The sequence below is a fragment of the Yoonia sp. SS1-5 genome (assembly GCF_038443705.2).
Classification (GTDB): domain Bacteria; phylum Pseudomonadota; class Alphaproteobacteria; order Rhodobacterales; family Rhodobacteraceae; genus Yoonia; species Yoonia rhodophyticola.
Genome location: NZ_CP151767.2, coordinates 212,311 through 235,455, shown reverse-complemented (window position 1 = coordinate 235,455; position 23,145 = coordinate 212,311). Strand labels below are relative to the sequence as shown.

Here is a 23,145-nt window from a genome sequence, read left to right as displayed (position 1 = left end):
CAGGATTTCACCGAAAAGGGCGCAGTTTGCGCCCTTTTTTCATACGGCAATGACTTTGCGGTAAAGATGCCAGGTCGCATGTCCAAGAACCGGCAGGACAATCATCAACCCCAAGAACCACGGGATCAGCGCCGCAAAGGTCATGATCGCAATCAGCCCGGCCCAGACAAGCATGATGGTCAGGTTCTCACGCACGGCACGCAGGCTGGTCAGCATTGCCGTGACAAAATCCACCTCGCGATCCAGCACAAGCGGCAGGCTAACGACCGTCAGCGCAAACAGCAGAAATGCCAGCACCGCGCCGATGATCAACTCGGCCCCGATCATCATCAGGCCTTGTGTCGTCAGAAAAACGTCCCAGCTCTCCGAGATATTGGTCATCGTGGACAGCCCCATGAACAGGGCGAAGATCATGTGGGCCAGAAAGGTCCAGAACAGAAAGTAAAACACGATGATAGCGCCCAGCCACGGCAACTGGCCTGATCGTTCCCGCCAGACAATGCCCAGCACCTGCGTCCATATCAGCGCGTGACCGGCCTCCATCCGGCGGCTCACCTCGTAGAGGCCGGCCGCCGCAAAGGGCGCCACCAGCGGAAAGCCCAGCGATGTGGCCAAGGTCCATGTCACATGCCCTGCCCCGGCCCAGATCATGAAGAACCCGCCCAGCACATAGACAGCGCTGAAGAACAGTCCAAATTGGGGCGCCGTTCGAAAATCGCGCAACCCCGCGCGCAGGGCGTCCGACAGATCAGCGAATGTCAGTTTCCGAATGCCAATATGCGTCATGCAGCCCTCGTTGTGCCCCGCCCTTCCGCGGGACACTAGCGCGCGATCAGCATCAGCACTTTGGCCTAGATCAAGTTTTGGCTATTCGGCGTTTGCCTCTGCCCGGCTTTTACCCGACACGTCCATGGCGAGTGTGGCGGCCATCAGCCCGTCAAGATCACCATCAAGCACACCTTTGGTATCGGATGTCTCGTAGCTGGTGCGCAGATCCTTGACCATCTGGTAGGGCTGCAAAACATAGGATCGGATCTGGTTGCCCCAGCCTGCATCACCGGCGTTCTCATGGGCCTCGTTGACCAGCGCAGATCGCTTGTCCAGCTCAATCTGATAGAGGCGCGACTTTAGCGCCTTCATCGCGATGTCACGGTTCTGGTGTTGGGACTTTTCAGAGCTGGTGACAACAATTCCTGTCGGGTGGTGGGTGATACGGACAGCGGAATCAGTGGTGTTCACGTGCTGGCCCCCTGCCCCGGATGACCTGTAGGTATCAATCCGGATATCGGCCGGGTTCACCTCAATCTCGATATTGTCGTCGACAACCGGGTAGACCTTGACGGACGTGAATGACGTGTGGCGTTTGGCGGCGCTATCAAATGGCGAAATCCGCACCAGACGATGCACACCGCTTTCGGATTTCAGCCAGCCATAGGCATTATGGCCGCTGATCTTGTACGAAGCGGACTTGATTCCGGCTTCATCACCCGCCTGCTCGGCCTGCAATTCGACCTTATAGCCCTTTTTCTCTGCCCAGCGAACATACATCCGGGCCAGCATATTGGCCCAGTCACAGCTTTCCGTGCCGCCGGCACCTGCGTTGATCTCAAGAAATGTGTCATTGCCGTCGGCCTCACCGTCCAGCAATGCCTCCAGCTCTTTCTTGGCGGCTTTGATCTGCAAGGCGGTCAACGCGGCCTCGGCCTCGGTCACGACCTCGGCATCATCTTCCATCTCGCCCAGTTCGATCAGCTCGATATTATCTGACAATTCCTGCTTGATGCCGTCATAGCTGGCCATGGCGTCGACAAGCATCTGCCGGTCGCGCATCAGCTTTTGGGCAGCATCAGGGTTGTCCCACAGGGTCGGATCCTCGACCCGGGCATTGAATTCTTCCAGCCGATGCGGTGCGGTTTCCCTGTCCATCCGCTGGGCAAGCAGGTCCAGCGATTTTTCAATCGCTTCAACGCTGTTCTGGATCTCTGCGCGCATGATTGCCCTTTCCACCTCGTCCGTTCGGCGGTGATAGCGCGGGACGGAACAGGCGGCAAGCGGTGGTCAGTAAAGACCACCACTGGACAATGTGCCAAACGTGGCCTTGGGGCCAACCGTGGCCGATTGGCCGGTCGACGTTGTGACCTGACGGCCCTGACGCGGCACTTCATCAAAAAGCGGCAAATCAGCTGCCATCGCAAAACCACCGTCAAAGGTAATCCCAAAGAGCGGCTCTTCACCCGGCCGGAAACATTCGCCAATCACGTTATCGCCCGAGGCTGCATCGGGTAGGCGAGCGCCGCTGAAACGGTCGATATTGATGAATTGGCAATCGGCAGGCACCTTGAAGCGACCGCCGCCATAGCGGTCAATCGCCTCGGACATAAAGCGGTTGAAGACCGGCCCGCAAATCCCGCCACCTGAGGCGCTGCGCCCCAATGTCCGGGGTGTGTCATATCCGATATAGCACCCTGCCACGATATTCGACGAAAAGCCGACGAACCAGACATCCTTGGCGTCATTGGTTGTGCCGGTCTTGCCGGCAATCGGCACGGGCAGGTTGATCGCACTGCTGGCCGTACCACGGTCAACCACGCCTTTCATCATTGATGTCAGCTGATAGGCCGTGATTTCGTTCATCACCCGGTCGCGGTTCGAGGTAATGCGCGGGGCCTGCCCGGCGGCCAATGTCGGATCATTGCAATTCTCGCAAATGCGCTGATCATGCCGGTAAACCGTGTTGCCGTAGCGATCCTGCACCCGGTCGACCAGCGTCGGTTCAACCCGTTCGCCGCCATTGGCAAACATCGCATAGGCCGCAACCATCTTGAACAATGTCGTCTCGTCCGACCCAAGCGAGGCTGCAAGCACCCGGTTCATATTCTGATAGACACCGAATTTCTCCGCGTAGCGGCCAACCGTATCTATCCCGATTTCCTGCGCCAGACGAATGGTCATCAGGTTCCGCGACCGTTCAATACCGGTGCGCAACGGGGTTGGACCATAAAACTGGTTGGATGCGTTCTTTGGGGTCCAGACACCTTGGGGCGTGTTGATCGTGATGGGCGCATCCACAACAATCGTCGCAGGCGAATAGCCACTATCCAAGGCAGCTGCATAAACAAACGGCTTGAAGGACGATCCAGGCTGGCGCTGCGCCTGTGTCGCGCGATTGAAGACCGAGTTTTCGTAAGAGAAACCGCCCTGCATTGCGATCACACGGCCCGTATTGACGTCCATCGCCATAAACCCGCCCTGCACTTCGGGCACTTGCCGCAAGGTCCAGCGAATGAAGGCACCATCGCTGTCCTGCGTCATCCGGCGAACATGCACCACGTCACCGGGGGTGAAATTCTCAAAAAAGTCGCCGCGCATCCATTCAATATCGCGGCGGGGCACGACAAAGGGCTGGGCCTCGGTCTCGGTGATCCCTTCAATGCCAATCCGCAGCTCGTTCTCGGCCACCTCAAGCACAACGGCTGGATACCAGGGGTTTTCCAGCGTGATATCGCGCGGAATATCCGTTGCGCGTAATGCCACGCGCCACGTCTCTTCACTGGCCAACGCCTGTTCAGGAATGGTCTTTCCCGTGCCGCGCCAGATACTGGTGCTGCGATCATATTCTTCCAATGCGCGCTGCAATGATTGTGCGGCGGTGATCTGCAGGTCCGGATCAACCGTCGCGCGGATCGACAAGCCGCCGGAAAAGAATTCTTCCTCGCCAAAGTTCTGGCTAAGCTGGCGCCGGATCTCATCTGTGAAATAGTCACGCGGTGGCAGGCTTTCGCGAAAGCTGGGATAGTCGCCGCCCTGCACAGAAAGAAGCGGGGCCGCCCGTTCCGCCTCGAACGTGGCCTCGTCGATATAGCCGTTGCGATACATCAGACGCAGCGTGTTGTTTCGCCAGAACACAGCCGTTTCGCGGTCGCGCACCGGGTGACGATTGCTGGGTGATTTCGGCAACGAGGCCAGATAAGCCGCCTCGCCCGGTGTCAGCGCCGTCAGCGGCTTGTTGAAATAGGTCAGCGCGGCTGCGGTCACGCCATAGCTGTTCTGACCAAGGAAAATTTCGTTCAGGTAAAGTTCAAGGATACGCTCCTTGGGCATCGCCCCTTCGATACGGGTCGCAAGGATAATTTCCTTGATCTTGCGTTCCGCAGACCGGGATCCATCAAGCAGAAAGTTCTTCATCACCTGCTGGGTGATGGTCGAGGCGCCGCGCACATCCTCCCCACGCGAGGCCACCGCATCTATGGCAGCCGACACCATCCCCATGGGGTCAAAGCCGCCATGGGTGTAGAAATTCTTGTCCTCTGCCGAAATGAAGGCCTGCTTGACGATATCGGGAATTTCCTCGGCCGGCGTGAACAGGCGGCGCTCAACCGCGAATTCATCAATGATCTTGCCCTCGATAGAATAGATCCGGCTGATGGTCTTGGGGGTGTATTGCGACAAGGTCTCATAACTGGGCAGGTCCCGGCCATACATGTAGAATATGCCGCCAAGGGTCAGCGCCCCCATGATCGTGCCAAGGGTCAGCAGCGTAAAAATGCCGCCAAAGAAAGAAAAAATGAATCGCAACACGGGGTCAGGTGATCCTTATCTGGTTGCCCCATGGTATAGGCGTGCAGGGCGCAATGGTCAAAAGACCAAATGTCGCTTTCGGCCGGTTGGTGCCTGACTTTTGGGCCAGTTTCCTGGTCGCGGTCGCATATGACGCGTCAGTTTTCTGATCCGCCTTGTTGGGTCGCCGCCCATATGGCGATTCCCTCGACCAAGGCAGCCACCAGCGGCGCCCGGCTTTGCGCGCTGACCAGTTGCGCCCGGTCCTGTGCGTTTGACAAAAACCCGGCCTCAATCAGCAGGCTTGGAAAATCCGCCGCCGACAGGACGGCCAACTGCCCCTCGCGCAAGGGCCGTGCATTCAGCCGCACCCCCTGCCGTTCCATCGCGGCCACCAATGTCGCGGCAAGCTCTTGCCCGGCGGGGCCGGTTTGTTGACGCGCCAGATCCATCAGGACGGTCGCCACCCCGTCCCCCTGACCGCGCAGGTCCAGCCCATCCAGTAGATCGCCACCTTCATGCCGCTCGACCATACGGCGGGCGGCGCGATCCCCACCGCCTTGCGCCAGCGTGTAGACCGACACACCTTGCGCGGCATCTTCTGCCAACGCATCGGCATGCAGCGAAATCAGCAGATCCGCACCTGCGGCACGGGCCATGCTGACCCGGGCGGCAAGTGGAACAAACACGTCGCTGTCCCGGGTCATGACTGCCTGCAGACCGGGTCGCTGATTGATCCCGTGGGCCACTTCGCGGGCCAGATCCAGCATCAATGGGGCTTCTTGAAGACCGGCACGCTCTGCCCCCGGGTCCAACCCGCCATGGCCGGGGTCAATCACCACGACAAAAGCCGCGTCCGGCTGCGCGGTCACCATATCCGGCTGAGTTTCAGGCAAAACAACGCCTTCTGGCGCCCCAGCTGCCGCCGCAAAGGCCCCAGCAGACACGCGCGACAAGCTGACATTCAGCGCAACCTGACCGGCGACTGCCTGCATGCTGGCCTGTTCGATGGCCAGCGGTTCCGACAATGCAATGCTCAGACGGGTCCACCCTTCTTGTGGTGCTGTGAAAGTCGCGCTGATGGCCCGGCCCGGGGTCAGCAGATCGGTGGCTGGTCCGGACGCCTGATCAAGCCCTTCAAAGTCGATGATCAGCCGGCGTGGATCGTCCAAGGTGAAGATCCGGTAAGGCACATGCGTGTCCAGTGTCAGCGCGATCTCAAGGCTCCACCATCCATCCGCGATCTGACTATTGGAAACATCAAGACGGGCCTGCGCCTGTGCGGCACTGCTGATCACCAGCCAAAACACAAAAGCCCGGATCATCTGGCCCGACCTTCCATGAACCGGGCCAGGCGATCCAGCCCTTCCACAATATCCGCCGTGGATCTGGCGTAAGAAAAGCGAAACCAATGATGCCCGCGCCTTGCATCAAAATCGAGCCCCGGGGTCACCGCAACCCCGGCCTGTGCGAGGATATCAGCCGCAAACTGACGCGCATCATCGGTGAAATCCGAGACATCAACATAGACATAGAACGCGCCATCGGGCGGGGCAAATCGGTCAAGACCAGCCGCCCGCAAACCATCCATCATCAAGGTCCTGTTGGTGGCGTAGACCGCCTTGTTTGCGGCCAGATCATCCGGGCAATCCATCGCATGCAGCGCCAGTCGCTGGGCTGCATGCGGGGCGCAGATGAACATATTTTGCGCCAGCCGTTCAACCCGGCGTATATGGTCCTGCGGTACAACCATCCAGCCGACACGCCAGCCGGTCATGGAAAAATACTTCGAGAACGAGTTGACCACATAGACCTCATCGGTGACCTGCAGCGCACTGACGGGCGGCATGTCATAGTCGATGCCGTGATAAATCTCGTCAGAAATCAGCGCCGCATCATAGGCCGCGCAGGCCTCTGCAAGATCACCCAGCGCGGCCTTGCTCAGCATCGTGCCTGTGGGGTTGGCGGGTGAGGCGACGATCAGACCGGACAGGTCATGATCGGCCACATCGCCCGGAACCGATTGAAACCGCTGTGCCAGACTGGTCGGAATATCGACAGGGGTCAGGCCGACAGCACGCAATATCTGTCGGTAGGACGGGTAACAGGGTGTCCCCAATCCGACCCGCGCGCCATTGTCAAAAAGGGCCGAGAAGGCCAGCAGGAACGCACCGGATGCACCGCTGGTGACAACCACGCGGTCTGGGTCCAGATCAACGTCATACCAGTCGGCGACGTGCCGGGCGATCCGGTTGCGCAATTCCGGCAGGCCAAGCCCGACCGTGTAGCCCAAGGGTTGATCCAGCTCATGGGCCAGCTTTTGCAGGGCCGGCGCCGGCGCACCGGTGCCTGGCTGACCCACTTCCATATGAATGATGTGACGGCCATCTGCCTCGGCGCGGCGGGCCGCCTCCATGACGTCCATGACGATAAAGGGATCCACCTCGCCCCTGCTGGAATGTCGCATATGATGCCTCTTGCCTGTTGGGGCTATTTGCCTGTCACAGGCCTGTGACGTCAATGCGTCTTGGCAACACGCGGCAGATATGATCTTTCGAGGGCGAGCCTCAAAAGGATAGATCCATGCGTTTTCGTTTCGCCATCTCCCTCAGCCTGATGCTAGCCAGCCCTGCGGCAGCGCTGGAACTGGACGCCATGAGCGATGACGAACGGGCCGCGTTTCGGGCGGAGGTGCGGGCCTATCTGCTCGAGAATCCGGAAGTCCTGCAGGAGGCAATCGAGGTGCTGCAGGCACGGGGCGCTGCGGCACAGGCCGGCAATGATATTGCGCTTGCACGGGCCAATGCAGATGCGCTTTTTGACGATGGCTTCTCGTTTGTGGGCGGCAACCCGGATGGTGATATTACCGTTGTTGAGTTCATGGATTACCGGTGCGGGTTCTGCAAACGAGCCTTTCCCGAGGTCAAATCACTGGTCTCTGGCGATCCGAATATCCGGTATGTGATCAAGGAGTTCCCTATTCTGGGGGAACAGTCTGTGCTGGCCTCACGTTTTGCAATTGCCACCCAGCTGGTGGCTGGTGATCAGGCCTATGAGGATGTTCACAACACCCTGATGGAATATCGGGGGGATATCAGCACGCAAAGTCTGGCCCGACTTGGTGATGCGCTGGCGCTGGATGTTGATGCAATCACGGCGCAGATGGACAGTGATGAGGTCAACGCAATCATTGCGTCAAATCGCGAACTTGCGCAGCGGTTGCAGATCAGTGGCACACCAACATTCGTGTTCGAAGATCAGATGGTGCGCGGCTATGTCGAACTGGCACAGATGGAAGAACTGGTCGCACAACTTCGCGCCGAATGATCGACCCGTGCCGCGGCCGAGGATGGGTCAAGACCCATCCTACGACGGTCGGACAAAACACAGGGTGACGTCGTAAGATGGATCTTGATCCATCTCACTCTGCCGCGACATCCTTGGTCGCCTCAAGCTCAGCGGCCTTCTTTTCAACCTGTTCCACGATATGCTCGATCATGTTTTCATTCGACTGCTTGTGGCTTTGTTTGCCCGCGAGATAAATCATCCCTGAACCGGCACCACCACCCGTGAAGCCGACATCCGTCATCAGCGCCTCACCCGGCCCATTGACGACACAGCCAATGATCGACAGCGACATGGGTGTTTTGATATGTTCCAGTCGCTTTTCCAACGCCTCCACCGTCTTGATCACGTCAAACCCCTGACGGGCGCAGGACGGACAGGAGATGATGTTGACCCCGCGATGGCGCAACCCCAGCGATTTCAGGATCTCATAACCCACCTTCACCTCTTCTACCGGATCAGCCGATAGCGAAACCCGGATCGTATCGCCGATCCCCATCCACAACAGGTTCCCCAGCCCAATCGCCGATTTGATTGTCCCCGAGGTCAGCCCCCCCGCCTCGGTAATGCCAAGGTGGATGGGCGCATCGGTAGCCTCGGCCAATTGCTGATAGGCGGCCGCGGCCATGAACACGTCTGACGCCTTGCAGGAGATTTTGAACTCGTGAAAGTCATTGTCCTGCAGGATCTTGATATGATCCAATCCGCTTTCAACCATCGCATCCGGACAAGGCTCACCATATTTATCCAGCAGATGCTTTTCGAGTGACCCTGCATTGACCCCGATCCGGATCGAACAATTGTGATCCCGGGCAGCCTTGATCACCTCGCGCACACGCTTTTCATCCCCGATATTGCCGGGATTGATCCGCAGACAGGCAGCACCCGCCGCGGCTGCCTCTATGCCGCGCTTATAATGAAAATGGATATCAGCGACGATTGGCACAGTGACCTCGGGGACAATCTGGCGCAACGCCGCGCTGGACGCCTCGTCAGGCACGGAAATCCGAACAATATCGGCCCCCGCCTCGGCAGCGGCCTGCACCTGCGCAATCGTGGCCTTGACGTCTGTCGTCAGCGTGTTCGTCATTGTCTGCACGGTGATCGGCGCATCCCCACCGACCGGCACATCGCCAACCATGATCTGACGGGACTTGCGGCGATATATATTGCGCCACGGACGGATATGATTGACGGACATGATGCTGCTTTCCGCTAGGCTGCCTACAGGCTTCAACCTAAGCGTCAACGCAGCGCACAGCAAGCAGGCGCGCTGCGATTATTCGTCTGTGATAACTTCGGCGTAATTGACGATTTCGGCCAGATCATCATCAGCCGTCAAATCAGCCACTGCGTAAGTGGTTGTCAGGCTGTCGGTGGACAATTCCACATTCGACGTCACAACCCCGCTGGGGCCAACAGGGCCGTAATGCACACCATTCACGGCAAAATACATCGCGCCACTCTCGCCCACCCGCAACGTGCCGGGCTCTTCAGTAGCAGGCACCACGAAATTCTGGCCAGGCTCCATAACCCCTTCAAAGATCACCGTTCCATCGGCCGAGCGGACCCGGACCCATGCCGGACGCACAGCAACAAGCTGCAATTCAGGCGCGGTATCCTCGACCACCTGAACCGGCGGCGACAAACGTTCAAGCGGCGCATCGGCAGCAGCCACTGCGACCTCTGGCAGCGGTTCGGCCGCCGGGCGGATCGCCCCAATTCCGTTGGGGTTCAGTGTGGAAATCGGCGCATCACGGGCCACCAGAACCGGCACATCCAACGCCTGTGGACGGTAAAGCCGGTCCAGCGCCTCACGGGATGGCGCCTCAACCCCCGATAGCGGATCGCTTGTCTGCAGCGCATTCGAGGCACCGGCCAGCGGGTCCAGATCGGATATCACAACAGGTGTCTGCTCGGTCGGGGCAAATTGCACCTTCTGCACCTCCTGCAGCACGGTCCATCCACCATATCCCAACCCACTGATCATCGCGATCAGGACCAAGACCGATCCAATCGCGCGGGGTTCGATCCCCGACAGCATGGCATCACCTGCGGGGATAAACGGTGTAGAGGGCGACGAAAAGATATCATTCCCAAGCGGACCTGCGATTGGCGCGCCGCTTTTTACCTTGATCGAGGACGCCTCGGCCGACATGCCATGTGCAGTCGCAAAACCGCTTTCTGCACAAAACCGGGCAAAGATCTCCTCGGGGTCCATATTCAGATAACGAGCATAAGACCGCACATAGCCCGCAATAAAGCCCGGCGTATCAAACGCGGACGGATCACAATTTTCGATTGCCGCGATGTAGGATGCCTTGATTTTTAGCTCGCGCTGCACATCCAACAGGCTTTTGCCCATTGTCGCGCGCTCACCGCGCATCATATCACCCAGACGCACCTCAAAGTCGTCAAACCCTTTGGCCTGCTCGTCCTCAGCTGCGTCATTGCGCCTGAAGCCTTTACCGATCATCGACTGTCCCGCCGCTTACTGCCCCCAGACTTTCAACACTTGCGAATCAAATAAGTGTGAATGCCCAATAAACCAATAACATATCGCTTGCGGACATGCACATATTGAAAAACGGTTAACCGGCGAGCTCTGCGCGATTTAGGGCACAGTGTGACCACAACCCGTCCAGCGCCCCGACCAAAGCATCCATTTCACGGGGTCCATGAACCGGCGATGGGGTAAAGCGCAAACGCTCTGTCCCGCGCGGAACTGTGGGGAAGTTGATCGGCTGCACATAGATGCCAAAATCCGTCAGCAACATGTCTGACAGCTTTTTGGTATGCACCGGATCACCAACAATCAGCGGCACGATGTGGCTGCCATGATCAATGATCGGCAATCCCAGGCCCTTGAGCCGAAGCTTGAGTATTTTTGCCTGCGTCTGGTGCTGATCACGCAGCGACTGATCGTGTTTGAGATGCGCCACCGAGGCGGCCGCACCAGCCGCAACAGCGGGCGGCAGACTTGTCGTAAAGATGAAGCCCGGCGCATAAGACCTTATCGCATCGCACATTTTCGCGGATGCGGCGATATATCCACCCATCACACCATAGGCCTTTGCGAGGGTTCCGTTGATGATGTCGATCCGACCCATCAGACCGTCACGTTCGGCAACGCCACCACCGCGCGGGCCGTACATGCCCACCGCATGCACTTCGTCACAATAAGTAAGCGCGCCAAACTCCTCGGCCAAATCACAGATTTCCGCAATCGGCCCAAAATCACCATCCATCGAGTAGATCGACTCGAATGCGATCAGTTTCGGGGCCGCGGGATCGTCGGCTGCAAGAAGGTCGCGCAGATGATCCATGTCATTGTGCCGGAAAATACGCTTGGCCCCGCCATTGCGGCGCACACCTTCAATCATCGAGGCGTGGTTCAACGCGTCCGAATAGATGATCAGGCCCGGAAAAAGCCGCGGCAATGTACTTAACGTTGCGTCATTGGCGATATAGGCCGACGTGAACAGCAATGCAGCAGGCTTGTCATGCAGATCGGCTAGCTCAGCCTCCAGCCGCTTGTGATATACTGTTGTGCCCGAAATATTCCGGGTACCGCCAGACCCCGCACCTGTTGCGTCAATCGCCTCGTGCATGGCGGCCAGAACAACCGGATGCTGGCCCATGCCCAGATAATCATTGCCGCACCAAACGGTCACCGGCGCATCGGATCCGTCAGGCTTGCGCCATGTGGCGTGGGGGTACTGCCCGCGTGTCCGCTCGATATCAATAAATGTCCGGTACCGGCCTTCATCATGAAGCCGGTCCAGCGCGAGATCCAATTGGCGCGTGTAATCCAACACTTGTCCCCTTCTGACGCAACACCAAAGGGGCCGGGTCGGACGCCTTTGAATCGTTCTAAGCTCATATAGGGCGGATCCTCGTCGGGCAACACGCTACATTGTGTCGCTCCGCCCATGGGCTGCATAATAGAGAACCCAGGCAGCTTCACCTTGCGCCAGATCAAGTTGGCGTGACCCGCTGCGCTGCCACAGGCGCAGGGTCATGCGACCTTGACCTTGGCGGCGTTCCCGACAACCTTGCGCGCAATCTTCAATGCAAAGGCACGCCCCCATGACACTTGACCCCGTTCTTGCCCGGATCGACGCCGATCTGCCCCAGGCCACCGACCGGTTGCTTGATTTGTTGCGCATCCCGTCAATCTCGACTGATCCCGCTTACAAGGCTGAATGTGAAAAAGCGGCCGACTGGCTGGTGTCAGACCTGCAATCAATCGGATTTGAGGCAACCAAGCGGCCCACACCGGGCCACCCGATGGTTGTCGCGCGCACAGGCGGTGAGGGGCCGCATGTCCTGTTCTACGGGCATTATGACGTGCAACCTGTTGATCCGCTTGAGCTATGGGACAGGGACCCGTTCGATCCACAAATCGAAAAAACCGCCAAGGGCGAGGTTATTCGGGGCCGCGGGTCATCGGATGACAAGGGCCAGCTGATGACCTTTGTCGAGGCCTGCCGCGCCTGGAAAGCGGAACATGGCAGCCTGCCTGCAAACATCACCATCTTCTTTGAAGGCGAAGAAGAATCAGGTTCCCCCTCGCTTACCCCGTTCATGGAGGCCAACAAGGACGAACTGACAGCCGATATCGCGCTGATCTGTGACACCGGTCTGTACGGGGACAGCACGCCGGCCATCATTACCCAATTGCGGGGGCTTTTGGGTGAGGAACTGACAATCACCGGCCCGGACAAGGATTTGCATTCGGGCATGTATGGCGGGTTGGCGATGAACCCCGCCCGCGTCCTTGCCCGGATCATCGCAGCCCTTCATGATGATGATGGGCGCATTACTGTCCCTGATTTCTATGATGGGGTACCGGAATTGTCGAACGAACTGGCCGCCGCCTGGGACGACCTGAAATTCGATGAAAAGCACTTTCTGGGCGAGGTCGGCCTGTCCGAGCCTGCCGGTGAAAAAGGCCGCCGCCCGCTTGAGATGATCTGGTCGCGCCCCACCTGCGAGGTCAACGGGATCTGGGCGGGCTATACAGGGGACGGGTTCAAGACCGTCCTGCCCTCTCAGGCGCATGCCAAGATCAGCTTTCGACTGGTCGGCACCCAGGACCCACTGAAAATTCGCGAGAACTTTCGCAAGATGGTGCAGGACATGCTGCCCGAGGACTGCACCGTCGCATTCAGCCCGCATGGGGCCAGTGCTGCGGGACAAATGACAACAACGCACCCAGCCTTCGATCAGGCGCGCAAGGCGCTATCGGATGAATGGCCAAATGCAGCCGCCTTTGTGGGCTGCGGCGGATCGATTCCCATTGCCGGGCATTTCAAGAATATCCTGGATATGGATGCGATGCTGATCGGCTTTGGCAAGGATGACGATCAGATCCATTCCCCAAATGAAAAGTATGATCTGTCTTCCTTTCACAAGGGTATCCGGTCATGGGCGCGTATCCTGCACGCAGTCAGCAAGTAGCATCGAGGCAGATCATGAAACGCACCTTTCGGCTTTCGTTCTACGTGATCTGCCTGTTGATCGGGGCGTTTGTCGTCTCATGGCTGATTTTCATGCCAAACGGGCAGGAACGGGGCGCCTGGCGGGCCGAAACCGGTGGTGTTGTCCTGGAACTGACGCCGCTGAAGGCAACTATGTTCAGCGAAACCGCGCATAGCTGCCATACGGTCATCGCCTTTCCGGCACATATGAAACTCGTGGAAATGCTCGAAGGGGCGACCGTTGGGATGAATGGCGCCCAGTTGGAACTGGCCATCGACGGCACCCTGAACACGCAACGGTTTGATCGCCTTGATGCGTTGCCCGAAAATTGCACGGCACCTGATCCGGCAAGCGCATCTGCCCGTGACGTCTTTGATGCCGCATGGACGGCCATGGACGAACATTATGCCTTTTTCGATTTGCACGGGGTCGATTGGGCGGCCCGGCGGGCCCTGGCCCCTGCCCCGGACGCCCGAATGGACGATGCCCAACTGGAAGACATGCTGCTGGCCATGACGGCTGGCCTTGACGACGGGCATGTGCATTTCGGGTCGGATACGCGCGGCTATCGGTCCCCGGCCGAGCGCCCCGGCTGGATCCCCGAGGGGAGTAACCTCAACCGGGATATGCTGCGCCAGATTGCGATCGCCAATGCAGGTGCGACGATAACCAAGTCCCAGACCGCCCCGATCTTCTATGGGCTGCGTGAGGACGGGATCGGCTATATCATGCTGCGCGAGATGGATGTGGATGTGCCAATTGGCGGCAGAAGCATGGATGCCATGGCCACCGCCTTTGCAAATGTGCTGGCAGACCTCGACGCTGCCAAGGCGCTGATCATCGACATCCGCTATAACCCCGGCGGGTCAGATACGGTGTCATTTGGTCTGGCCGGGCATTTCATCGAGGCCCCGTTGCCCGTCTTCACCAAGACCACGCGGATTGGGACGACACAAACCGCACCCTTCACCGCAATTCTTGAACCACAAGGCGACGCGCCTGATCCGCGACCGGTCATCCTGATGACCTCCAAACTGACCGGCAGTGCGGCCGAGATTTTGACGCTGGCCATGCGCGAGATCCCACAGGTCACAACCCTGGGCGAGCCGACCAGCGGCGGGCTGTCCGACGTGATGGGGTTCACATTGCCAAATGGCTGGGGGCTGGGACTGTCGAACCAGACTTATCTGACGATGAATGGCGACCTGTTCGAAAAAATAGGTGTCCCGCCTGACGTGCCCGTGCCATTCGAAACCGCGCCATTTCTTGACGGAAAAGACCCTGTTCTGAATGCCGCAATCGCCGAAGCCAGCAAATATCTGCAATAGAGAGGGAAAGTGGCGCGGTTGACGGGGCTCGAACCCGCGACCCCCGGCGTGACAGGCCGGTACTCTAACCAGCTGAGCTACAACCGCGCGTGAGGGGTGATCTATGGGATGCGCCCCCGCCCGTCAAGCGTCTTTCTGCGGGTTTTGCAGTCATTTTTTCACTGTCAGATATTCCGTCGAAAATCGACCTGTCGCCATGCATGAAAACGCTGCATGACATGCGTCAACCGGGTCCGCACACGAAATGCGCGCGACATTAACTGACCTGTGATCGGGAAAGGTGGTGGGTGATGAGAGGCTCGAACTCCCGACATCTTCCGTGTAAAGGAAGCGCTCTACCAACTGAGCTAATCACCCGATGCGCGTCATCTAGGACATTGTGCTAAGCGATGCAAGCCTACTCAAGCAGGTTTTGCACACCGTCTTTAAGGTGGTAGACGCAACCCTGCCCGCCATGCACATTTGCCACTGCCACGGCCCCCTGCCCGATCACCAGACTCCGCAGCATCCGGCTTGTAATGCCGTGGGTCACGATCACCGCAGGCCCCTGCAAATCGGCAAGAAAATCGAGGCAGCGCTGTTCAAGCGCGGCAAAGCCCTCGCCATTGGGCGCAATCTCGTAATGCGACATGAACGGGTCCTTGCCCGGGACAACGGGCAGTTCATCGCGACGGCGCCCGGCCCAGTCCCCGACCCCGATCTCGCGCAGGCGGGTGTCGGTCTGGATCGTCTGCGCCACGCGCGCCAGCGCAATACCTGCGGTTTGCACCGCGCGCCCTTGTGGGCTGCACAGAAACACAAAATCCGTCAGATCCCGCTGGGCCAGAATTTCACCCTGATGCGCGGCGTCCATTTCACCCTTGGGCGTCAGTGGAGAATTCAGCGCGCCCTGCATCCGGTTTTCCGCATTCCATTCTGTTTCGCCATGGCGAAGGATGTACATCTCTGGATACGACACGCGGGCCTCGTTTTCTGTTGGCGCACAGACGATTTGCGCCGTGCCAGTTCAGCGGCCTTTGTGCCTGTTTCCCCAGGGCTTGCAAGCTGTTCGGCAGATGCAGCCGCCGGAACACACCGCCCGATGTCACAATCGGGTCTTTTGATCCGCCCAACCCTTGGCTAAGTGTATGGTGCTGCGTGAGTGCAAGCCATCACCTATGGGATATATCGCGCAGGCAAGAAGAAGGGATGCCGATGACAGCCAGCAAATATGACAAATTGCATCTGGGATGCGGCAAGCGGCACTTTCCGGGCTGGTTTCACGTTGATGCGCTGGATTATCCGCATGTCGATCATATCGGGCCGGTCGAGGATCTGCATTTTGTGCCGGATGGGACGGCATCACTGATCTATGCCTCGCACCTGTTAGAGCATTTCACCCGCAAGACATATATGGATGCCCTGCGCGAATGGCGCCGGGTTCTGGCGCCCGGTGGGGTCCTGCGCCTTGCGGTGCCGGATTTCGCCGCATGCGCCAAGCTATATATGGAAGGTGGGCTGACTCGCGGGATCGAGGATATCCGCGGCCTGCTGATGGGCGGGCAGCGGGACAAATATGATTTTCATTCCATGGTTTTTGACGAGCCCGACCTCAGCCGGGCATTGAAAGAGGCGGGATTTTCGCACACCCGCAGATGGGACTGGCGGACCACGGAACATGCCCATTTTGACGATTACAGCCAGGCCTATCTGCCGAATATGGACAAGGAAAACGGGACATTGATGTCATTGAACCTAGAGGCCGTCGCCTAGACAACATGGCGAAGCCCGGCTCCCTTATCGCCTCTCGTCCTGATCGCCTTGGCGCGCGATTGATCGCCATCGCCAACACCATGCGACTGGCGGCCACATACAAGATCGACTACAAAATCCACTGGCTTGAGAAATGGGAACTGACCGACCCGGCCGAAATCTTTGACAAACAGTTTATCAAGGACCGGTTCATCCCCTCGCAACAATTCGCGCAGCGCCGCCGGGACGCCACACCCTTTGGCAACATCATTGACGATAATGCCGGCGCGAAAAAGCTGCTGGACCATATCGCAAATGGCGAAGACGTCATTCTTGATATCGTGTTTGGGGTGTATAATTTCGCCTCCGAAGACCCGGTTGATATCAGGCGCCAGTTTCTGAGCGAACTGCGCAGCATCCCATTCACCCAACCGCTGGTCAAGCATATGGCCGTGCTGCGCGAACGCCTGTCTGACCCTGCGCAGGAAACCGTGGCCTATCACATCCGCCGCGGCGACCTGACCAATGATATTCAGGCGATGAACCGTCAGTGGCCCAACAAATTCGTTCCGGATGAGTTCTTTGAACGCCACATCGCCGCACGCCGGGATCAGCGCGCCGAAACGATTTTGTTCAGCGATGACCCCAAGGTATTAGAGCGCTACAAGGCCAGCTTTCCTGATCTGAAACTGGTGCATGATCTGTTTGATTTCGGCGCGTTGACCCAGGCACAGATTGATCTGCTGGAACTTTATGCAATGTCCTGCTGCCAGACGATTGTCGCGGCCCCGGAAAGTGCCTTTTCGCAGACCGCCCAGACCATTGGTGATGCAAAATTCATTTCAGTCGAGGATGATCTGAAACCCGATGAACGGGTCGAGGCATTCGAGGCGCTTTGCAAAAACCTCGAACACCGACCGGACACATTTGCCAATGAGGGCGAAATCGGCCAGTGCCTGGTCCATGCGGACAGATATCTATCTGAAACAAATCAGAAAAAAGATATCGCGCGGATCATGTCCAGCTATGTCGAGAACGGCATGTGCCTGTCCTTCGTCTTTGCAACCCTGTTCAAGCGCCTGTTTGAAACCGGTCAATATGAAGAGATCATTCGCCTGCGGACATATGTTGACCAAGGGTTTGTCTACAATCTGCGTTCCTTCGCGCAGGTCGCCCTTTATCATGGCTGCGCCCTGTTGATGCTGGGCCGGCGGCAAGAGGCGCTGATCCAAATTTCAGCCGCGTTCTGGCATGAACCGGTTGAGGGTGAAATCAACGTTCTGTGTTCCGCGCTGATGTGTCAGGGCGACCTGACAGAGCAGAATTTCTGGTTCAGCGATCCGGCCATGACCCGCTATATGCATAACGCCTGGGCGCATCGGTATCTGGGTGAATATTATCAGGTCATGCTGGATCAGGGCATCCTGTCACCGCCGCGGCATTTGCCGACAACCCGCGCCCTTGTCTGGGAATGGAGCGAATTCACCCGCGCTCACCTAAACGACCACTATCGCTACAAGGGGCATTTTAAATCGCTGATCAAGGGGCTGAAGAACCGGCGCTGGCACGATCATGAACAGGACAATGCCACCAGCTTTATCGCGCTGACCGAATGCCGCCAGGGCCATGCTGAAACCGCATCCGAACTGGCCAGTACCGCGCTCGCAAATCAGCCGGAAAACCCGATATTTCACAAACGGATGGCGGATGTTTATCTGCTGCAAAAGAACCCCAAGGCCGCCATATCCCATCTGGAAAAATCTGTTGCATTGAACCCTGATGCCCGGATGTATGCCGCGCTACTGGGTCATGCCAAACAGCTGAACGGTGCCTTTGCCGATGCGCTGGCGGCCTATCAGACAGCATTGGCGGGCGACCGGTTGGCATCACCCAAAATCTACTTCGCCGCCGCCGAATGCTGCAAGGAACTCAACGATCCCGAGGCCGAGTTGTCTTTCCTCGAACGGGGGCTTCAGCTGTCGCCGACCCAGTGGCGCGAGCAGATCCGCAAAGCGGCGCTATTGCGCAAACTGGATCGTCCAATGGATGCGCTGGATGTCTACCGCAATACGCATCGCTGGGCAGACAGACGACCGCCGGTGACCCTTGGCCTTGCCGATCTGCTCGATCAGTTGGACCAACCGGCCGAGGCTATCGGGATCTTGGAACAGGCCGCCGCCCGTTATCCCGACAAACCACAGTTTCAAAAACGCCTGAAGAAAGCGCGGAGGGCCGCCAAATGATGGCAAAGCGTTACGACAAGGCACATTTCATTGTGTATTCTAACGATGCCGAACCTTTTCGGACGAATGGGGATGCCTACTGCGCCTCGGCGCTGCGGGCGGGGTTTGATACGGCCACACACCACACCGAAGAAGCGCTGCGTGAAACCCCATTCTGGGCACAGAATGCAGACATTCTGGAACAAGAGCGGGGGGCCGGCTATTGGCTTTGGAAACCGCATATCCTGCTGGAAACCCTGCGCTCCGTCGGCCCGGATGATATCGTCGTCTATAACGACATCGGACGCTACAAACCGGGGTCGTTCGAACCATTCCCCCGCTTTCCAGCCGCCGCAATAAACATGACGGCCCTGTCCCCGAAACGGTTCCTGCACGGGTTCATCAACGATTGGCTGGTGCAGGGGCACTACACAAAGCGCGACTGCTTCATCGGCCTGGACGCGGACACAGAAGAGATGCATCTGGCAGCCCAGGCGTCGGCCTGTCCGCTGTTTTACATGCCCAGCCCCGAAAGCTTTGCCTTTCTGGAACGCTGGCTTGCTCTGGCACAGGACCCGCATATCCTGACCGACTTGCCGGACAAGCTGGGCGACCCGTTGCCGGAATTTCAGGATCATCGGCATGACATGGCGATCTCGTCTATCCTGTTGCACCAGACGGGCGGCCATTATGTGGACCTGTCAAAGCAGGGTGGCTTTGCAGCCGCCGAGGATACGCGCCGCCGCAACCGGCATGTACCGCGCATCCAGTCCCATGCCGGATACCTGTCGCTGATGCTGGAACGCGCATTGCCCGACGACTATTTCATGCGCCAAAGCCCCGACCTTGCGCTGGCGTCACATATCATCCGCAATCTGACAGATGCCGATGCCATTCCGGTGCATGAACGGGTCACCTCGCGGACAACATTGGCCGAGGAATTTCTGCAGATGCTTCGCAATGGTCAGGCAGGCATCTCGCAGGCGCATCTGGCTGCCGGGCTGACCGAGAACCGGATCATCAGCAACAAGCTGCACGGCTTGTCCAAACTGCCGGATCAAGACACCGCCCAATTCTGGGCGGCTGCGGTCGAAAAGATCAACGAAGCGGTCCAGCAATCAACCACCGACAAGGCCGAAGTGACCGAACGCACCCGGCGCGATATGGCCGAAGCCGCCTTTCACGCGGCAGAGGCGATGCATCCGGATCTTCATGAGGAAATGATGGTCGACTTCGTCTGGAGCGTGCTGAACGAAGACGGGCGCAGCGCGTTCAAGGCCCAACACCGCAACATCAAGAACAGGAACGGACGCGAAGCCATGCGCAAATTCATCGCGACATCGGGCCATGACGTCATTCTGCCGCGCGAAAACGAATTGGCCGGCCGACTGAAGGACGAAAGCGACCGGATATCAGCGCTGGTCATGGACTGGCTGGCCATATCAGTGCGGAAAACATCATGAAACGCAGTTTGGTGACAGGCGGGGCTGGGTTTATCGGCGGGCATCTGGCGCGGCAGCTGGTCGCGCGCGGGAAACCTGTGACCATACTTGATGATTTCAGTTCCGGCACCCGCGACAACCTGGCGGCAGGCGCGCGCGTGCTCGAAGGATCTGTGACCGATCCAGCGATTGTGCGGGATGCGATGCAGGATTGTGACGAAGTCTTTCATTTTGCAGCACTCGTGTCCGTGCCCGCCTGTATCGACAACTGGTCCTACGGTCATCAGGTCAATATCGGTGGCAGCATCAATGTTTTTGAGGTCGCCAAGATCTTGGGTGGCATCCCTGTGATCTATGCGTCCTCGGCCGCGATCTATGGCGACAGGGGCGCCAGGCTCTGCGTTGAGGATAGCCTGCCCTGCCCCAAATCACCCTATGGCGCCGACAAGCTTGCCTCGGAACATCATGCGCGCGCATTCTGGGAAACAGCGGCACTTCCCTCTATGGGGCTGCGGTTCTTCAATGTGTACGGGCCCGGTCAAAGCCATACATCCCCTTATTCAGGGGTGATTGCCCGGTTTTGCGACAATGCCAAGAATGGGCGCGCGCATACTGTTTTCGGCGACGGCGAACAGGTGCGGGACTTTGTCTTTATTGACGATCTGGTCTTGCTTCTGGGCCAGCTGATGGCAGGGCTCAAGACCCGTCCGCGGGCCGATATCGCCAATGTCTGCACCAATCAGCCCACCAGCCTGCGGGATCTGATCCGGCTGATCGACGGGCTTGTCCCCGCGTCCGGAAACGGGGTTGTGTATCGTGACGGGCGGCGGGGTGATATCCGATATTCGCTGGGGGATAATACGCATCTGAAATCGCTGGTCGGCGATATCAGCTGGACGCAGATGTCGGACGGTCTGGCGAAGACGCTCAAAGGCAGCTAGGGTCAGGACCCATCAATTGGCGCTGTCAATCACGCTTTGGATATGGGCAATGGCCGCATCCGTCAGCAGCAGGTCATTGCCGTTATTGCCCACCATTTTTGTGGTCGGGTCCCCATCTTCGTTGCAGCAGACTAGATGGTATGGGACCGCATTCAGTTCTGCGATGGGGGCAAAGTTGTTGGCGCCGCGTTTGACGAATTGACGGGTTGTCAGTTCGATAAAGGTTGTATCTGGCCCGGCAAAGGCCAGATGGGCCATGCCGGCACCATGTGGGCCCAGCACAATCTGAGCGTTGCGGATCAGGCGGATCTGATCAGCGACGGAGTGATCCTCCATCGCGACCTCTTCGAAACCATGCCCGGCAAAGAAGGGCATCCAATCCGCCAGATTGCTTATAGTGCGTTGTTTGGCACGGGCGCGCGATATCATGATGCGCTTGGGTAACGGGGGTGTATGATCCGCAGACCAATCATGCTGCGCAACCTTTTGGGATAGCAACCGCACCGCACCGCCAATCACACGACGGCGGATCTTTTGGCCGCCCGTATTCTGCAATTCCGTCGGCTGAAAAACACCCGGTATCGCGTTGATCGGGGTTATGAATTCGGCCACATCCAACGTGTTCTGATAGCGTATGTCCTTGAAATCATCGGCGTGAAACAGGTCAACCATTGCCCGAAAATAGCCGGGCAGCGTGACCTTTCGAGGGGTGATCACGGTCAGCCGCATATCCCGGTGGTTCGCAAACAGATCGCGGGCCAGACAAATCTTGCTGATGACCTTGGTGGTGCTGGCAAAGAAGTTGCTGGCGCTGGCAATGGAAATGACAAAATCTTTGGCCGGCGCCTCGACGCGATCAAGGTTGCAGTGAAAATCAGCATCGTCCAGTTCCGTTTTGGGCTGAACGCGGAAGGCGTCAATCACCGCCTCATCGTTTTCAAGCGCCGTCTGTACCCGCCGGCCGCCGCGCATCAGGGCGCAGCCGTCGAAACGCAGCTCTGCCGCTTCTGTCAGGCCCCGTTGTGCTGCGTTGATTTCCGGCGCGCGGAGCCGGTCATTCTGCGCCAATATCAGCTTGGTCGTCTCGGCCTGCAGCATCTCGGGGTGACGATGCGGGGCGGGATGATCCACCGTTGCACGAAAATAAAACGCCAGTGATCTGTCGGTCGGGTTATGCATCATCTGCCCTGCCCGCGGCGTTCGGCAAAAACAGCGCATTTCCATTCAGATTTGTGGGCGTCAGACGATAATTCAGATCGGTCAGATATTGCACACATGCGGGGCTTTTATCTTCGACGACAATCGCAGGCTGGCAGGCCCTGATAGTGTCTTCCGCGCCGCGCAGCACCGTCACCTCGAACCCCTCGACATCCAATTGCAGCAAGGACAGATCAGTAATGCCCAGTTGATCAATCACGATGCTTGCCACATAGTTCTGCCGGTCAATTGTGTCCCGCTCGCGATCAGACAATGCAAGCTCGTCACGGGCAACCTGTACCCGCCCTTTCAGATGCTTGCCATCGGCCTCGACCACAAGGCCCAGAACCTCGGCCTTTTGCGCCAATGCGGCGTTCAACAGATACACATTCTTCAGTTGATTGATCTCGACCATGCTTTTGGCGATCAGGTAATTTTCCAGATCGGGCTCGAACGCGTAAAGCATTGTTGCAGCTTGGGAAAATCGGGGCAGCATATCGCCGATATAGGTCCCGGCATGGATCATGCTGCCCGGCCTGTTCTTCAAATGGCGGGTGACGAATTTGTGCAACTTGGGTTCGTAATATTCCCCCACCCGGATGCGTTTCCCGTAAGGGTGATCGGCATGCTTGTCCGGCACGATATATGTTGCACCATCCACCTCATAAAGGCTGGCATCCAACCCGAAAAACTGGCGGCGTATTGGGGTGGAGGGCGGTGTGTCTGCCACCTGTCGGCATTCCTTTTGCAAGCGCGCTGTTGGGCAGGCCAACCCGACCCGCACAGCGTGAAACGGTCACAATGTGATACGCGTTGCGCCGACCGCCCGCAAGCCGGTGCAAATGATCACCACACGGCCTGTCCCCGCATGGACAAAGCACAACCTGCGGCATAACGT

At 58.2% G+C, this 23,145-nt stretch carries 18 protein-coding genes and 2 tRNA genes; 7 read left to right on the top strand and 13 right to left on the bottom strand.

What is annotated here, in order from left to right; genetic code table 11:
* Positions 1 to 39 precede the first annotated feature (39 nt).
* From AABB31_RS02670 to AABB31_RS02650, 5 genes are all read right to left on the bottom strand, one after another.
* Positions 40 to 786 carry a DUF2189 domain-containing protein gene (locus tag AABB31_RS02670; protein WP_342075961.1) on the bottom strand — a complete coding sequence of 249 codons (747 nt, stop codon included), beginning with the start codon at positions 784 to 786 and terminating at the stop codon, positions 40 to 42.
* 81 nt (positions 787 to 867) lie between these two features.
* Positions 868 to 1,992, bottom strand: coding sequence for a peptide chain release factor 2 (prfB, locus tag AABB31_RS02665; protein WP_342075962.1), 1,125 nt, complete (start codon positions 1,990 to 1,992; stop codon positions 868 to 870).
* A gap of 66 nt (positions 1,993 to 2,058) precedes the next feature.
* Positions 2,059 to 4,578 carry a PBP1A family penicillin-binding protein gene (locus tag AABB31_RS02660; RefSeq protein ID WP_342075963.1) on the bottom strand — a complete coding sequence of 840 codons (2,520 nt, stop codon included), beginning with the start codon at positions 4,576 to 4,578 and terminating at the stop codon, positions 2,059 to 2,061.
* Between the two features lie 137 nt (positions 4,579 to 4,715).
* Positions 4,716 to 5,882 carry an N-acetylmuramoyl-L-alanine amidase gene (locus AABB31_RS02655; protein WP_342075964.1) on the bottom strand — a complete coding sequence of 389 codons (1,167 nt, stop codon included), beginning with the start codon at positions 5,880 to 5,882 and terminating at the stop codon, positions 4,716 to 4,718.
* Positions 5,879 to 7,024 carry an aminotransferase class I/II-fold pyridoxal phosphate-dependent enzyme gene (locus AABB31_RS02650; RefSeq protein WP_342075965.1) on the bottom strand — a complete coding sequence of 382 codons (1,146 nt, stop codon included), beginning with the start codon at positions 7,022 to 7,024 and terminating at the stop codon, positions 5,879 to 5,881. Before AABB31_RS02650 ends, AABB31_RS02655 begins: the two co-directional genes overlap by 4 nt.
* A gap of 116 nt (positions 7,025 to 7,140) precedes the next feature.
* Here AABB31_RS02650 and AABB31_RS02645 point away from each other — a divergent pair, with 116 nt between their 5' ends.
* On the top strand, positions 7,141 to 7,884 hold the full coding sequence (locus AABB31_RS02645; RefSeq protein ID WP_342075966.1) for a DsbA family protein: 744 nt from the start codon (positions 7,141 to 7,143) through the stop codon (positions 7,882 to 7,884).
* 94 nt (positions 7,885 to 7,978) lie between these two features.
* Here AABB31_RS02645 and ispG read toward each other — a convergent pair whose 3' ends face one another.
* The 3 genes from ispG to hemA all read right to left on the bottom strand — a co-directional run bounded on the left by ispG (position 7,979) and on the right by hemA (position 11,717).
* Entirely contained in the window at positions 7,979 to 9,103 is a 1,125-nt protein-coding gene (ispG, locus tag AABB31_RS02640) for a flavodoxin-dependent (E)-4-hydroxy-3-methylbut-2-enyl-diphosphate synthase (protein ID WP_373635391.1), read from the bottom strand.
* A 78-nt stretch (positions 9,104 to 9,181) separates the two neighbouring features.
* Positions 9,182 to 10,378 (bottom strand): RodZ domain-containing protein, encoded by a 1,197-nt coding sequence (locus tag AABB31_RS02635; protein ID WP_342075967.1) that lies wholly within the window; start codon positions 10,376 to 10,378, stop codon positions 9,182 to 9,184.
* A 115-nt stretch (positions 10,379 to 10,493) separates the two neighbouring features.
* Positions 10,494 to 11,717 carry a 5-aminolevulinate synthase gene (hemA, locus tag AABB31_RS02630; RefSeq protein ID WP_342075968.1) on the bottom strand — a complete coding sequence of 408 codons (1,224 nt, stop codon included), beginning with the start codon at positions 11,715 to 11,717 and terminating at the stop codon, positions 10,494 to 10,496.
* Between the two features lie 274 nt (positions 11,718 to 11,991).
* Here hemA and AABB31_RS02625 point away from each other — a divergent pair, with 274 nt between their 5' ends.
* Together AABB31_RS02625 and AABB31_RS02620 are read left to right on the top strand one after the other, a co-directional pair.
* Positions 11,992 to 13,365 (top strand): M20/M25/M40 family metallo-hydrolase, encoded by a 1,374-nt coding sequence (locus AABB31_RS02625; protein WP_342075969.1) that lies wholly within the window; start codon positions 11,992 to 11,994, stop codon positions 13,363 to 13,365.
* Between the two features lie 14 nt (positions 13,366 to 13,379).
* Entirely contained in the window at positions 13,380 to 14,714 is a 1,335-nt protein-coding gene (locus AABB31_RS02620; protein ID WP_342075970.1) for a S41 family peptidase, read from the top strand.
* Between the two features lie 10 nt (positions 14,715 to 14,724).
* On the opposite strand, the gene AABB31_RS02615 is transcribed toward AABB31_RS02620, so the two are convergent.
* From AABB31_RS02615 to AABB31_RS02605, 3 genes are all read right to left on the bottom strand, one after another.
* A tRNA-Asp gene (locus AABB31_RS02615) sits at positions 14,725 to 14,801 on the bottom strand.
* 194 nt (positions 14,802 to 14,995) lie between these two features.
* Positions 14,996 to 15,071, bottom strand: a tRNA-Val gene (locus AABB31_RS02610).
* A gap of 40 nt (positions 15,072 to 15,111) precedes the next feature.
* Entirely contained in the window at positions 15,112 to 15,672 is a 561-nt protein-coding gene (locus AABB31_RS02605) for a histidine phosphatase family protein (RefSeq protein ID WP_342075971.1), read from the bottom strand.
* 236 nt (positions 15,673 to 15,908) lie between these two features.
* Here AABB31_RS02605 and AABB31_RS02600 point away from each other — a divergent pair, with 236 nt between their 5' ends.
* From AABB31_RS02600 to AABB31_RS02585, 4 genes are read left to right on the top strand one after another with little or no spacing between them, the layout of a single operon-like run.
* Positions 15,909 to 16,466, top strand: coding sequence for a methyltransferase domain-containing protein (locus AABB31_RS02600; protein WP_342075972.1), 558 nt, complete (start codon positions 15,909 to 15,911; stop codon positions 16,464 to 16,466).
* A gap of 5 nt (positions 16,467 to 16,471) precedes the next feature.
* Complete coding sequence (locus tag AABB31_RS02595; protein WP_342075973.1) at positions 16,472 to 18,688, top strand: tetratricopeptide repeat protein; 2,217 nt, start codon at positions 16,472 to 16,474, stop codon at positions 18,686 to 18,688.
* Positions 18,685 to 20,130, top strand: coding sequence for a hypothetical protein (locus AABB31_RS02590; protein WP_373635390.1), 1,446 nt, complete (start codon positions 18,685 to 18,687; stop codon positions 20,128 to 20,130). Before AABB31_RS02595 ends, AABB31_RS02590 begins: the two co-directional genes overlap by 4 nt.
* Entirely contained in the window at positions 20,127 to 21,050 is a 924-nt protein-coding gene (locus AABB31_RS02585) for an NAD-dependent epimerase/dehydratase family protein (RefSeq protein ID WP_342075975.1), read from the top strand. Before AABB31_RS02590 ends, AABB31_RS02585 begins: the two co-directional genes overlap by 4 nt.
* A 12-nt stretch (positions 21,051 to 21,062) precedes the next feature.
* Here the strand turns inward: AABB31_RS02585 and AABB31_RS02580 are convergent, their stop codons facing one another.
* Both AABB31_RS02580 and AABB31_RS02575 read right to left on the bottom strand, forming a co-directional pair.
* Positions 21,063 to 22,232: a glycosyltransferase family 61 protein gene (locus tag AABB31_RS02580; RefSeq protein ID WP_342075976.1), complete on the bottom strand. Its 1,170-nt coding sequence runs from the start codon at positions 22,230 to 22,232 to the stop codon at positions 21,063 to 21,065.
* On the bottom strand, positions 22,222 to 22,977 hold the full coding sequence (locus AABB31_RS02575) for an FkbM family methyltransferase (protein WP_342075977.1): 756 nt from the start codon (positions 22,975 to 22,977) through the stop codon (positions 22,222 to 22,224). Before AABB31_RS02575 ends, AABB31_RS02580 begins: the two co-directional genes overlap by 11 nt.
* Between the last annotated feature and the right edge of the window lie 168 nt (positions 22,978 to 23,145).